This is a genomic window from Nostoc sp. DedQUE09 (genome assembly GCF_034530915.1).
Classification (GTDB): Bacteria; Cyanobacteriota; Cyanobacteriia; order Cyanobacteriales; family Nostocaceae; genus Nostoc.
In genome coordinates this window covers 1-13,274 of record NZ_JAVRCE010000047.1, presented here as the reverse complement: position 1 = coordinate 13,274, position 13,274 = coordinate 1, and the positions used below count along the sequence as shown (strand labels likewise).

At 39.6% G+C, this 13,274-nt stretch carries 12 protein-coding genes and 1 pseudogene; 5 read left to right on the top strand and 8 right to left on the bottom strand.

Annotation, left to right across the window (positions count from 1 at the left end; genetic code table 11):
* Positions 1-17: 17 nt before the first annotated feature.
* The 3 genes from RMY27_RS24695 to phnG are packed head-to-tail and all read right to left on the bottom strand — an operon-like array spanning position 18 to position 1,563.
* A complete protein-coding gene (locus tag RMY27_RS24695) occupies positions 18-470 on the bottom strand; it encodes a GNAT family N-acetyltransferase (protein ID WP_322667515.1) in 453 nt (150 codons plus the stop codon).
* Positions 460-1,062, bottom strand: a complete 603-nt coding sequence (phnH, locus tag RMY27_RS24690; protein WP_322667514.1) for a phosphonate C-P lyase system protein PhnH — start codon at positions 1,060-1,062, stop codon at positions 460-462. The genes RMY27_RS24695 and phnH overlap by 11 nt, the downstream gene beginning before the upstream one ends.
* Positions 1,063-1,104: 42 nt before the next feature.
* Entirely contained in the window at positions 1,105-1,563 is a 459-nt protein-coding gene (phnG, locus tag RMY27_RS24685) for a phosphonate C-P lyase system protein PhnG (RefSeq protein WP_322667558.1), read from the bottom strand.
* Between the two features lie 106 nt (positions 1,564-1,669).
* On the opposite strand from phnG, the gene phnF reads away from it, so the two are divergent.
* Complete coding sequence (gene phnF / locus RMY27_RS24680) at positions 1,670-2,410, top strand: phosphonate metabolism transcriptional regulator PhnF (protein WP_322667513.1); 741 nt, start codon at positions 1,670-1,672, stop codon at positions 2,408-2,410.
* 510 nt (positions 2,411-2,920) lie between these two features.
* Positions 2,921-4,186 (top strand): alkaline phosphatase PhoX, encoded by a 1,266-nt coding sequence (locus RMY27_RS24675; RefSeq protein ID WP_322667512.1) that lies wholly within the window; start codon positions 2,921-2,923, stop codon positions 4,184-4,186.
* Between the two features lie 141 nt (positions 4,187-4,327).
* Here RMY27_RS24675 and phnE read toward each other — a convergent pair whose 3' ends face one another.
* From phnE to RMY27_RS24655, 4 genes and pseudogenes are all read right to left on the bottom strand, one after another.
* Entirely contained in the window at positions 4,328-5,101 is a 774-nt protein-coding gene (phnE, locus tag RMY27_RS24670; RefSeq protein WP_322667557.1) for a phosphonate ABC transporter, permease protein PhnE, read from the bottom strand.
* Between the two features lie 75 nt (positions 5,102-5,176).
* Positions 5,177-6,178 (bottom strand): phosphonate ABC transporter substrate-binding protein, encoded by a 1,002-nt coding sequence (gene phnD / locus RMY27_RS24665; protein WP_322667511.1) that lies wholly within the window; start codon positions 6,176-6,178, stop codon positions 5,177-5,179.
* A gap of 43 nt (positions 6,179-6,221) precedes the next feature.
* Positions 6,222-7,019 carry a phosphonate ABC transporter ATP-binding protein gene (gene phnC / locus RMY27_RS24660; protein WP_322667510.1) on the bottom strand — a complete coding sequence of 266 codons (798 nt, stop codon included), beginning with the start codon at positions 7,017-7,019 and terminating at the stop codon, positions 6,222-6,224.
* A 455-nt stretch (positions 7,020-7,474) separates the two neighbouring features.
* A pseudogene (locus RMY27_RS24655) lies at positions 7,475-8,543 on the bottom strand (IS66 family transposase).
* A 313-nt stretch (positions 8,544-8,856) separates the two neighbouring features.
* Here RMY27_RS24655 and RMY27_RS24650 point away from each other — a divergent pair.
* The 3 genes from RMY27_RS24650 (at position 8,857) to RMY27_RS24640 (ending at position 11,072) form a co-directional block, all read left to right on the top strand.
* On the top strand, positions 8,857-9,072 hold the full coding sequence (locus tag RMY27_RS24650) for a hypothetical protein (RefSeq protein WP_322661330.1): 216 nt from the start codon (positions 8,857-8,859) through the stop codon (positions 9,070-9,072).
* Positions 9,073-9,228: 156 nt separating this feature from the next.
* Complete coding sequence (locus tag RMY27_RS24645; protein ID WP_322667509.1) at positions 9,229-9,702, top strand: hypothetical protein; 474 nt, start codon at positions 9,229-9,231, stop codon at positions 9,700-9,702.
* 173 nt (positions 9,703-9,875) lie between these two features.
* Positions 9,876-11,072: a family 10 glycosylhydrolase gene (locus RMY27_RS24640; RefSeq protein WP_322667508.1), complete on the top strand. Its 1,197-nt coding sequence runs from the start codon at positions 9,876-9,878 to the stop codon at positions 11,070-11,072.
* A gap of 529 nt (positions 11,073-11,601) precedes the next feature.
* Here RMY27_RS24640 and RMY27_RS24635 read toward each other — a convergent pair.
* On the bottom strand, positions 11,602-12,492 hold the full coding sequence (locus RMY27_RS24635; protein ID WP_322667507.1) for a hypothetical protein: 891 nt from the start codon (positions 12,490-12,492) through the stop codon (positions 11,602-11,604).
* Positions 12,493-13,274: the final 782 nt, after the last annotated feature.

Below are 13,274 nucleotides of genomic sequence, written 5' to 3'. Positions count from 1 at the left end.
CCTCCGCAATTTTTGCTTTACTGGCTTGGTTGGACTAAGCATTTAAAACTCCAGCCATGTTGCTCGAATCCCAGTGATTGATAGAATTGATGGGCGCGATCGCGTTTCAAATTAGAAGAGAGCATGACTTTATAACACCCAGCCTCAGCACTAAATTGGAGCGCGGCTTTTACCATTTGGCTACCAATCCCCTCTCCTCGCATTTGAGAAATAACTGTCACTGCATCTAGAACAGCAAATTTGTGATAGCCTCGGTGCATCATTGTTGGCGCATAGAGGAGGCTGAAAGTACCTACAAGTTGCTGATTTAAAAAAGCAATATAGATGTAATAATTAGGAACTTGTGTGATTTCTGTCAATATTCTTTCTACATCATTGCTTGGTAAGGGTGGCTCACCATCCATGTCAGCATAAAGCTGATTCAATAGAGGCCAATCCTCACGGGTAGCAATGCGAATCTCAAGATTCATAGTAAACCTCTGGTTTAGCGGTGCGTGGTAGTCCAATTACTGCATATTGTGTAAATAAAAATACATCTACACCTTGTGGATAGGCTTGATGATTCTGCATCCAGAAATCCCAAAAATGGACGGGAAGTGTCGGGCCGATTGTTTGCTGGTCTAAAATTCCTGGCCCCGTCAACATCACAGGTTGTCCCATCTCAAAACTTTCCACCTGTACCAATAATGTTGTTGAGGCTTCAGGCTTTTCTCCTGTACCCCAGCTAAAAATAGATAATTCTTCCAACCCTGCCAAATCTTGAATTAAGGCAAAGTCAGCTTCTTCTGGGTACTGCGTAAACCGACAGCCAGTATGGAACAACAACCAAGCTCTTACTTGATCTGTAAAACTCGGCTGTAGCCATACCACAACATCCAAATCCAGCAATGTCAAACAAGCAGCCCCACAAGCAGGCGTTAAACCCAAAGGCACGCTCATCTCAGCAGTTATCCAATAAGGTGTCCCTGGTCGAGCATTAGCATCAAGCAACGCCCGAAATGTCCTTTGGGCATCATGAATTGAGTCTTGAAACCCAGGTAAATGTGTAACTATATTTGACATTAATCAATAATCCAATTTTTTAATTTTTAATTTTTAATTGATTCACCCTTCCCCCCTCACCATTGTGAAGAAATTGACCTTAGTGGCTGCTGCTTGACGCTGCTTGAGTTCCTGCTGTTTTTGGTATTCTACTTGCAAGGGTTGAATTACTTTAGCCTGAATCTGATCGTGCCAATTTGGGGTTTGTAGTAACGCATCACAAACAGCAACTAGTTCTGCATGACGGTGCGATCGCCCCGCGACATAACCAAATCCAGTGATTGCTTCATCTCCTTGGCTCTCTAACTGCACAACACAGCGAGTCATGGTAATTTCTCCTAAGTTAAATGGCTCTCCTGTACCCCCAGCACGTCCCCGCACCATTGTTAGACCAATTTCTGGGCAGCGTAAAAAGCTATAGTTGGGCAAATTATCTAATGTGTTTACCAGTTTTTCTAATAGCTCTAACTCGGCTTTAGCTAATGTTGCCATCCATGCTTGTCGCTGGCTCACAGTAGGCATAAGTTGGTTTGTGGTATTTTGTTTTAAACTATTCTTAACTTGTCTAGACATCTAGATGAAAGTAGATTAACGCAATTCTGACAAATTGACAATCTAAAATTGATACATGAAGGAAATAATGCCAATTTATGTCCAGATTGCTGACCAACTGCGACAAAATATTCATCAAGGGGTTTATCAGATTGGGGAACAACTACCGACGGAAACGAAGTTAGCAGAACAGTTTGCAGTTAATCGCCATACCCTCAGACAAGCGATCGCTCTCCTAAAAAACGAGGGATTGTTGCGAGTTGATCGAGGACGCGGAACTTTTGTAGCGGCTAAAACCATCCGCTATGCTATTGGTAAGCGAGTGCGTTACAACCAAACGCTGAAAGCACAGGGTTGGCAAGTGAGGTTTCAAGTGCTACGTGTTTTAGAAGTACCTGCGGATGATGCGATCGCTAAAGGATTAGAAATTTCTTATGGTGAGTCGGTAGCGTTAATTGAACGTTTAAGTTTTGCAGATGAAGAACCTATAAGTATGGGTACTGGGTATTTTCCCCTTAAGCGATTCCCTGATTTTTTAGAACCGAAAAATATCAAGATTTTACAAGAACAGCAATCAATATCTCAGTTTTTACAACAAGTGTATGGATGCGATCATATCCGTCGTAGTACCTGCGTTTCTGCTCGTCTAGTCCAGCCTCAAGATGCTAAGTGGCTACAAATACCGCTCAATCAACCCATTCTTTTGGCGGAGTCAGTGAACGTCGATGAAACAGGTAATGTTATTGAATATGGGGTAACTCGACTGCGGGGCGATCGCATGGAATTATTTTTTGAAAATGACTTAGCGGTTAACTGATGACTGGTGACTTACTGCTTGCAGTGATGGAACGTGTACTGTAGCTTAAGTCAAGATGATGAACTTTTATTTTAAATTAGCGAATCCATGATTTATATAGTCATAATTCGCTTAATCTTGAAACAACTTATAAAGTTTCAATTTATTGGTTCATAATACTTAAAAAACATCCTATTAGACCTTTAATATTCAACTTCAAATTTCAGAATTTATTGATATTAGGTTAAATATTAAAAATAGCATTTACGGATGGATTATCTTTGCTAAATAAGATTTTAATGCTATTAACAAGCAGTTATATTTTTGCTAAGTTTTCAATCTCTGAAAATCCTAATTTTAATCGGGTTATTCATGCAACTTAGAAATTTGTATTTTTTCTACATTATTTTAATGTTTTTGATAATCTTTTTTTAACCGATTATTAATTTTAAAAACCCTGCTCATCGTAGATAATTAAGGCTGTCTATTTGCAACAAATTAAGCTTCATTCAAAACATTAGGAAATATACATTGAATCTATCGAGACGTCAGTTTTTTACCCTGGCAGGGGCATCGGCTACAGGTGCTGTCCTTCTATCTCCTTTACAAGCGTTCTATGCTAAACCTGCGATCGCTGCGGGCCCCTACGGCAATTTAGTGACCGACCCCAACGGAGTATTAGATTTGCCAGCTGGATTCACCTACCGCAGACTGTCCGAAACAGGCCAAACGATGAATGATGGTTATTTAGTACCGGGTGGTCACGATGGTATGGGTGCTTTTGCCGGGTCTAATGGCGATACAATTCTAATTCGCAATCATGAACTTGGTACTTCTGGCAACGGTGTGGGCGCTCCCAATGGCAGCAAGTACAACTCAAATGCAAGAGGCGGCTGTACTAAATTGGTTGTTAATTCTTCCCGCAACTTGGTAGAACATCGGGGTGTTCTAGCGGGAACTATTCGCAACTGTGCCGGTGGCCCTACGCCTTCAGGGTCATGGTTAACCTGCGAGGAAACTTTTGAAAACAATAACGGCAAGAAGCATGGTTATGTGTTTGAAGTTCCCAGTAGTGCAAATACTTTTGTCACTCCCGTCCCACTAACCGCTATGGGGCGTTTTAATCACGAGGCTGCTGCTGTAGACCCCAACACAGGGTATATCTACATGACGGAAGACCGGGGGGACGGGCTTTTCTACCGCTTCATTCCCAACCAAAGCAACAACCTGAGTGCTGGCGGTTCGCTATACGCTTTAAGGATTACGGGGTCGTCTGGAATCAACACAGCTACGGGTTTCCCAAAAAATACGCCTAGGGCGGTAAACTGGGTACAGATTAGCAATCCTGATCCCACATCTGATACTGTCAGAACAGCAGGGTATAACAGTGGTGCGGCCAGGTTTTCAGGTGGGGAAGGCATCTTTTATGGCAGTGGTTATGTCTACTTCACTTGCAAGAGTGGAGGTAGTTCTGGAGATGGGCAGATATGGCGTTATTCGCCCGCTAATAATACCGTTGAGCTATATATTGAACCAAACAATTCTGGTGTACTAGATAATCCAGACAATATTATAGTTTTCCCCAACCGCGACATCTTCCTTTGTGAAGATGGGGATGGAACGGATTACATTCTGGGCATCACTTCCAGTGGCGGTCTTTACAAGTTTGCCAAGAATGCCCTCAATACATCAGAGTTCGCTGGGGTCTGCTTCTCTCCCGATGGTCAGACGATGTTTGTCAACATGCAAAGTCCAGGAATAACCTTCGCTATCTGGCCAACCACCGCCTCCTGGTAAGCCTACTTCCTGTTTCAGCTCAGTCAGGGTAGAGAGCGATCGCCTTGGCTGAACTCCTACCGTGACTTCAAATAGAGGAATAATTTGGGAGGACAAAATATTATCAATGCCGAGCAAGGATTTTAACCGTCAACCGTCATACTAAACTAACCACTCTCTCACCTTGGCAGAGAGTAAATCAATAACACCAGTAGTAACAATCAAAATAATGAGAATTGTACAGGCTTTTTGGTATTCAAATGAACCAAAACTCTGATATAGTGAAACGCCAATACCACCAGCCCCGACAATTCCTAACACAGAAGCAGAACGGACATTTGACTCAAATCTGTAGAGAATGAAAGAAGTCCACAAAGGCATTACTTGGGGAATTACTCCATAAATTACTTCTTGAATCTGACTTGCACCAGTAGCTCTAATTCCTTCTACCGGGCCTGACTCAATTGATTCTACTGCTTCTGAGAAAAGTTTACCCAGAATACCAGCAGTATGAATAAATAATGCCAAAACTCCAGCAAATGGCCCTAATCCAACAGCAACTACAAAGATTAGCGCAAAGACGATTTCGTTAATCGCCCGCATAGCATCTAATAGGCGACGTATTGGTTGAACAACCCATATTGGACAAATATTATTAGATGCTAGGATAGATAAAGGAACAGCTGCGATCGCAGCCATTAAAGTTCCCCAAATTCCCATTGATATCGTAACTAGGGTTTCTGAGAAATAATAATTCAAATCGCTAAAGTCTGGCGGAAAATATGAACGGATATATTCCACCATGTTGTCTCCCCGTTGCAGAAGTACAAAGAAATTTAACTCGCTTTGAGTATAGGCAAAAATCAATACAGCAGTACTGACTAAAAGAAACAAAACTTTTTGGCTAGTTACAAGCTTTGCTTCTTTTTCTAACATTGCTACTACATTAGGAGATGCGTAAGTAATTATCTGATTTTGTGGGCGCACTTTTTTCTCCCTATAGCTCTAATTTTATTGAATTTCTTTGAGTTGCTGATTTAGTTCTGCTATCGTTTGCTGCTTTTCTTGCTCACTGAGATTTTCTTTAGCTTGAGTTTCTTGGATTTTTTTAGCAATTTCTAGTTCTCGAATTGTATCCCAATTTTTATCTTCAGCCTGTACAAAACCAGAAATTTTAAATTGCCCTAAAACTTGAGCATCTTTGTAGTTGTAGAAAAAGTTTTGCAACTTCTTTTTAATATCATTTGGTAAATCCCGACGATAAACAATCGGGTCGCTGGGAATTATAGGTGATTTCCAAATAATTTCAATCTTCTGTCTAGCTTTAGGATTGGTATTTTCTAAACGGCTTAATGCTTCATTACTGACAGTAGCTACATCTACTTGCTTATTAGCTACAGCTAGAGCGCAAGCTTCATGATTACCAGCAAAAATCAAGCGTTTAAAACCTTTCTTAGGGTCAATATTATTTTTAGTAAAAATATAGTAACTAGGAACTAAAAACCCAGAGGTAGAATTAGGATCATTAAAAGCAAAGGTGAGTTTAGCGGCATTTTGAATCACATATTTATCACCACCTGCTGCTATAGCTTCCGCAGTGATAGGATTATCTTTATTGGTAATTAAATGAGAATAGTAGCCTCTACCGCCATCTGCACTCACAACTTGAGCAAAAGCTTCTGCATCAGCAATTTTTACTGCTTCAATATAAGATTTACCACCTAACCAAGCTGCCTGAACTTTACCAAAGCGCATAGCTTCTATGACTGCTGCATACTGTGTAACATAGAAGGGTTTAATGGTAATCCCAATTTGCTGAGACATAGCAGCAGCAAAAGGTTCCCAAATTGGTTTTTGATTAGCTTGAGATTCTGTAGATAGAACACCAAAGTTAATTTCTTTAATCGCTGCGGTACTCTTATCAGCATTAGAAGTACAAGCTGAAAGTATCTTGGCACTTGCCAAAGTTATAGTAAACAAAGAAGTCTGCTGAATAAATAACCTTCTGTCCATAAATTTAGTTGTGAGATGTAAGTAAAAATTCTGTATTTTGGGGTTAAACTACCAGTTCTCCGTGTCCTCTCATAATGAGTTCTTCAGCAGCTGTGCCATAAAGTTCATTGAGCTTGTGATCATTCATCTCTGTGGTTGCGCCATCAAACATCACTTCTCCATCTTTGAGAGCGATCGCTCGATCAAAGTAAGTACGCACCATTTGAACCTGATGTAAGGAAGCGACTACAGTAATTCCGCTTTGGCGATTTAGCTGCACCAGCAATTCCATGACTTTACGCGCCGATTCAGGATCTAGAGAGGCGATTGGTTCGTCTGCGAGGATGATTTTCGCTCCTTGCACTAAACAACGAGCGATCGCAACTCGTTGTTGTTGCCCTCCAGAAAGCATAGATGCCCGTTTATAAGCGTGTTCAAGAATTCCTACCCGCTCTAATGCAGCAAGAGCTTGAATTTTCTCTTCTTTGGTAAATAAATGTAATATTGAACGAAAAATAGACAATCTTGCTAAGTTACCAATGAGAACATTTTCGATAACTGTTAGCCGATTGACTAAATTAAACTGTTGAAATATACAACCTATCTGGCTTCGTAAAGACCTAATTTTAGAGTGGAGTTTCCCGCTACTCTGTAAGACTGAACCAAAAATATAAACTGTTCCCCCATCTCCAATGTGCAAGCCATTAATATGCCGTAACAGAGTAGATTTGCCTGAGCCAGATGCACCTATAAGCGCAACCAGTTCTCCCCCATTAATTGTGCAGGATAAGTTTTTAAGCGCTGTCTTACCTTTAAAAGTCTTCGAGAGATTACTAACTTCGATAGCCACTGTATTTGCCATTTTTTGACATTTAGATGTCTATGATTAACATTAATAATATTTTCTAATTAAGAAATAGTTAAGAGAAAGATAATTTGTGATTTAATTTCTGAACTATCAGTCTAATGATTGAGCCAATTTTGGATATAAATCAATATATTGTAAAACTTATAATAGGTAGGCTTGTATACATTTTTTGATTAAGAATTAATTAATAAAAAACTTATTTTTGGTAAACCTGGAATTAACTTGCTAGGAATTAGTAGAACACGGTCTAAGTAAACCACCCATTTCAAATCAATAAAACGCTTACACTGTATACCTGTTTGAATTTTGTTAGAGGCAATTCAGAAATTGCCTCTACGTATAGATGTGGTTTCAAATCATCAATATTTAGTATTTGCTGTCATCCGTAAGCTTTAGTAAATAAGCTTTGTTACTATAAAATAAATTAATAATATGGTAAGGATTCAGGTCTAATATTGAGGAAGTAAAGAAGGGCGAGACAGAGAATTATTAGACTCAGCAATTAGAGCCTGTGCAAAAAAATCAATGACAGACCTAGCTTGACGGCGACAAGTTTGTACCACAGTCAGCAAATTAGCAGTGTGTTGAAACCGCTCCATCGAACGGGAACCACCACTAACCTTGCGTTTAGTGACAGCTAAACGCAGCGTTCGCCAAGCGTGTCCGAAGGACTCTCGTTCGGCCTGATTATTATCAGGAGGGACTTCAGGATTATCCAGGAAATACCACCATTGATGAGCCTTGTCGCGTAAAGAACGTAAAAGCTGGCCTGCGGTAGCTCCTGCCTTATCAATCCATTGAGCAATTGAGGAATGCAACTTAGTTTTGAATTTATAGACCCAATCGTTGTAACTGGCACATTCAAAAGTCTGAAACCATTGGCCCAAGTTCCCAGAGCATAACTTGGTTGTTTTTCATAGGGCAGATGTGCATAATTATTTGCCCATCCTAAAAACGCCTGTAATCTTATCCCTAAATCTTGTCCTGGGATAATATCTTCTGGCCAAGTGGCTATTTGTACATTTCCACAGCACTCACATACGCAGGTGTGACGTTGATATTCAACTATTTCAATTGGACGTTCTACTAGTTGCGCTACAGATTGTTTTTCTACTTTTACTGCCACAGCCGTAAACTCTTTCTGACCACAACAGACACAATTACTAGGTCGCAGGATTTCATAACGAACGATCTATTCTGCCAAAGCCCTTGCGGGTTTTGCCTTGATGTCCTGGTTGTCCTCCTGGTTTCTTTTTCTGCTGATTTGATTCTTCTTGTTGGGGTGATTTTTTGGTTTCGCTTTTTTTCAGGATATCTCCTGATCGGGGTTTCGATGAATTCGTGCTATCTAAATCTCTGCTGACTTTTAAACGTTCTACTTCTTGGTGTAGTGCTAATATTGTTTTCTGTAATTCACGTATTACCTGACTCTGCTCAATAATTATCTCTACCAGTTCTTCCTTCGATAACTGGTTCAAGCTTTCTCAGTCTAAAACAGTACGGCAGGTTTTGGTTCATATTTGTGATACTCCCCCTCAAGTGTTCCCTTTGTCAATACTCTGCCACCTGAATCCTTACAGTAGGCGAGTACGCCGGGAGCAGATTTACTATTTATTTTCTAGTGGATTTCTAGCCAGTTGTGGTGAAGTGATAACCGAATACTGTGAATTGGCTGCTGAGTTCTACAGCGTTGGGTCAACAACTGGCGATTTGTGTCTGTTCTGTCGATATCTTATTTAAACCGCAATTCACAGACTTGTGATGCCAAATTGCCAAAACCTATGAATGTGGTTCGTAACTTCAAATTTTTCAAGCGAACGCGAGTAGCGTCTTGTACAGAGGAAAACCCAAGAGCGATCGCTCTCTCTTCACCCCTCAAATTCTTAACCCTGCTATAAATCTCCATATTCAATCACACAAACCTACTACCATTCCTGGCAAAGGATTTGAGCAACGCCAAGCTACAAAAATCGATAAACTTAGTCCATCGCTTCCCCAATCGATTCTCACGAGTATTGCCGAAAGTCCTACTGATGTGTGGCATTGATAGGAAATCTGGTGTGAAGATTCGGTTTGGAAGCTTTTGTGTTAGAAAAGCTACTGCTGAGGGAAAACTTAAAACAAGAGTCTGTGTTAAATAAACTAAAAGGATTCATATTACAAATTATCGAGGTTTTATTGTTAGTCAGCAACCTCAATCAAGATGAAAGTATTACCCGACGATAGCTTTACGATTTTGACACCTGATGCCCTGCCTATAGTTCTGGAACGGCTGAATGCACAAGTTGAACCGACAAAAGCATTTAGATTATCTAAGAAACACCTCCTTTATCAAGGAAGCATTTCGGAATCAGGGTTTCAAATCAGTCGCATAATTCACTACCGGAACTCGTTTTTACCAGTGATTCGAGGACGCTTTGAAGTAGAATCTCACCAAACCTTGATTCATGTACAAATGAGGATACATCCTTTTGTGATGGCATTTTTAGGATTCTGGTTTTTACTCTGGTATGGTGCAGTCATTCCTATAGCGTTAACAGGGGCTATGCCTAATTATATGGCTGCACTATTTGTAGGAATGCCTATGTTGATACTGATTATATTTGGTGTAGCTTTTTGGTCAGAAGCAAATCGCAGCCGTCGTGAATTGACTCAAATTCTTGAGGGGCAAGTATAGTTAACCTATTTCAAGATGAAGTCACACAAGACTAATTGCACCCCTGGCTGTCTAATCAGTATATTTAAGCTTATCGATTAACGATTTTGCTAGGATTCAAGCTTTCAAATCTATTCTTATATACCGATAAGACAGTCAGGGGTATATTGTCAAAAACTAAATTGGAGTTTTAGATGCCGAGTCAAAAGAAAGAGCCAAGCGGATGTGGATGCTCAAATATTCCGATCTCTATAATCCTAATTATCTTAGGAGGTGGTTATTGGTGGTTTAGTCAGAGAGGATATTTAGAAATAAGCAAGTTTTTAGATAATAGTAAGAAGATAAATATACATATTTTTAACCCTGCGATAATTAGCTCTCCAACTATTACTCCAACTGCTTCTATAGCTCCGTCAGGTTCTGTAAAAATTACTCCAATATCATCTCCTAACGACAATAAAAAATTCCCAAAAGTAATCCTAAAAGAAAAAATCCAATTGCCTCAAACGCTTTGGGAAAAGAAAGTAATTAGAGGAATTTATTTAACTCGCTATCAAGTTACCAATAATGCTGACGAACAAACGATTCGTGAAAGAGTTCGTTACTATCGTTCTCAAGGAATTAATACAATTATTCACGGTGTTTGGGGCAATGGTTGTACGATGTATAATAGTGAAGTTATGCAGCAAAGCTTTGGGTATAAAAGTTGTCCAAACCAGTTTCAAGACCAATGGTTAAATTGGTTAATAGATGAAGCACATAAGCAAGGGATGCAAGTTCATGCTTACTTCGAGAAGGGAATTAAAATAGATAAGAATAGCCCGATTTTTGATTTAGCAATTAATCGTAAATGGATTGTTCCAGGAGTGGATAAAACCTACTCTGGAATTGATCATTATGTACTGGATGTGGAAATTCCTGAAATTGCTAATCTTTTTAAAAATATATTAGTAGAGTTTGTCAAGAAATATCCAAATATCGATGCAGTTCAATGGGATGATTATTTAGGTTATTATGCTGAATTACCTGGGAAAGTTGACCGGACTGAAAATTTAACCCGATTTGTGCAACAGATGGTAACTTCTATGAAAAAAGCTAATAAATCGGTGAGTTTTGATATTTGCCATCATAACCCATATTGGGCTAAAAAATATTTTGCGGCTGACTGGGAAAAATGGGGTGTAGATCGTGTATTTATTCAAGCTTATAATGATAGTAATTTTGTTGAAGAATTAAATTACGCTCAAAAATATGCTGGAGTTGCAATTACAGATCGGCAGCTTGGGCGTTTAAAAGAATTAGTTGATAACCCAAAAATTAAAAGTATCTTAGTTTTTCCGTTTTCGGGAAACCCAGAAAAAACAGCTTATAGCTTGAAAAACTCGCTTTGAACTGAGAGTAAATTTTCTATTGGGGACAATAGGTGGATTGGTGAAAGGGATGTCTATACTGGACCCGCTTGGAATATGCAATATAGCGCAATATTTCTCTAGAAGCTTCGATTACTCACAACAGGCAGATGATTCACCATTGTGTGCAAGTTGTGAATCTGGCTTCTACTGTGCAATATAAAACTGCCCTAGACGAAAGCTAGAACAGTTTTTGATAGAAGTAAATTATATAGGAGACTTTTAGTGTTGTCTCCGGTTTATCCATAGTAAATACCGTTATATAATACTATTCACCTCAAGTTTCGTAATTTACGCAAAAAACGAATAATTTTGAAGTTGGCATTACAAACTTTAGAGGTCAGCATCAGCCAACGTATCAAAGACGACATCCGCGACTTTTAGCTTCTTCCTTGGTGGGACTCAAGATATGGTTGCTGGTGATGGGGTGCTAACTAAGTAAGGAAATCTGGGAATAGAGTTCGTAAGATTTGAGAGAAAGTCGCACATGGCGTAATTTATGAATATTTTCCTAGAAACCGCAGAAATAGATTGTGCTTCCATCTACTTCTTGCATTTTGCCCTTCACTGATGCAACGATGCTGTAAGCTTGACCTTCATAACCAGGTTGCCAAAATACAATCATGGGTGCTGATTTAGCGTTAGCCTGAAAAGCACCAATTGGGAAAGGTATTCCTGGTGTACCGTCAAATTTAGGAAATTTAACAGGTTCAGGGTTGCCACCTTCAAAATATAACTTTTTCTCCACTGCATTGTAAGCTATCCGAGAATTGATTAATATACTTAAGCGCACTTGGTCATTACTTTGTTTCTGCATCACAACAGTTGCTCCCCCAGCCTTCCAAGCGCGTGCAACTGATGGTTTGCGTTTGTTTACAGGTAATACGCTCGTAGGAACTTCAGATAAATTCAACGCTTGCAAAGTAAACGATTTTGCTTCTCTGGCTAGGTTCACGGGTAAAAGCCAAACAGGCCCTTCTGGAAAACGTTTAGCTGCGGTAAACGTTGCCATTTTCGTTTTATTATCTTTACAACCAAAAGGTTCTTCTTGAGAACGGCGAAATCTTACCTGTTGTTTGATTCCTCCAGCCAGACCAACTAAAGATGTACCGGGTTTGACTTGATCCCATGCATCTGAGAAAAGTGCAACCTGGGCATCCGCATTCACAGGCAGCAAACGCAAAAATGTACCGTTTTTGTTAGCTGTAGTTGCAAAACCTAACCATCCTGTCATTGCTGACTGTGGTGGTGTGGTACTGTTTGCTTGAGCTATTAGTGTTTGTGGTTGATTGGCGCTCGCCTGTAAAGCTTGATTTTTGGCAAAGGATTTATACAAAACCGAAGTGCCAGACATTAATGCTAGCAATCCGCAGATAACAAATAGCTTGAGTTTTTTTTGCATTGATTATGAAACATTGTATTGTTCAATTTTTCTACTAAGCAGTCGTCATAAATTGATTTTTTCTGGCTATGTTGTAGTCAGCCACAAACTGCTTCTATAGCAGCTATCAACTTGCTAGCTATAAATAATGCAAAAAATTACATAACTTTATAAACTGGTGAAAGCTGTGAAAGGCATAGCAGTAATCACAATAAGAAAGCACAATCTTAACCGCAGTCAACTACCTACACTCCATAACAGCAAGGGCATCGGGTGTGAAAGCTAGAAGAATGAATGGCACACTTGTAAAGCGTAAATCCCTGGTATTCCTGGATGAAAGAGTGTGGGGTTGCAGGTTCGGGTGTGGGAAATTAAAAAAATTTTGTAGTACGGCAAAACGACGCTGCATATCTACATCTAACACTAGTCTAAAGAGCAACGGGATGGGCATCTCCAATCTGGCATCAAGGAAGGACTGGGCGAGACTCTCAATCGTCTCGAAGAACTCCTCAAATCAATAGGATGACAATGCTACAAGGGATAGTATTTTGAACTGTAGATTGAGGTTAGGATAAGGTTTAAAGGTGCTTGCTTTGCTTTTGTCCCTTCCTCAACCGACAAGAATTGACTGGCATGAATGCGATCGCTGAATATTTCTGTGTAACGAAGTTTTTCAGCAATAAAAAATTTACAAAAAACAATACACACTCCTCTTAAAGATTAATTGAAGCTTTTGCTGTATTTAATTGCCTCCAAAGATATTGTAATTGGATAAAATTTAGGCAAGCGATTAAAATCGAGAT